We start from the raw sequence: 304 nt of genomic DNA, 5'->3' as shown, positions 1-304 counted from the left end.
GGGCCGGTCGCGTCGATGTAGTCGTTGAACATTGGCGCGATAACGCCACCCTCGTCGCGGACGATATGACCCATGTCCGCATAGAGTTTCCTACGCTTGCCCAATTGGACTGCGAGAAGGGCATCTTGAGGTATTCTGACCAATAGCCGTCGCCAGGCTCACGGTTAACCTCAATGGTGATCCCCGCGTTGGCCGCGCTTCGCTGATAGAGTTGGGCGGCATCGATTGCGCCGGGAAAGGCTACTTCGGAAGAATGAAGCCGGATCGAACCAGAATGACCGGACTTCTTGTAGTGGAAGGCGGC

Annotated in this window: 1 pseudogene; it reads right to left on the bottom strand. The window is 57.6% G+C overall.

The features are described from left to right. A pseudogene (locus tag AC0L3E_RS34695) lies at positions 1 to 304 on the bottom strand (ABC transporter substrate-binding protein); the annotation flags it as partial.

The organism is Mesorhizobium sp. WSM4822 (assembly GCF_055811155.1).
The sequence above is the reverse complement of the archived record's forward strand: the minus strand, read 5'-3'. Positions and strand labels throughout refer to the sequence as shown.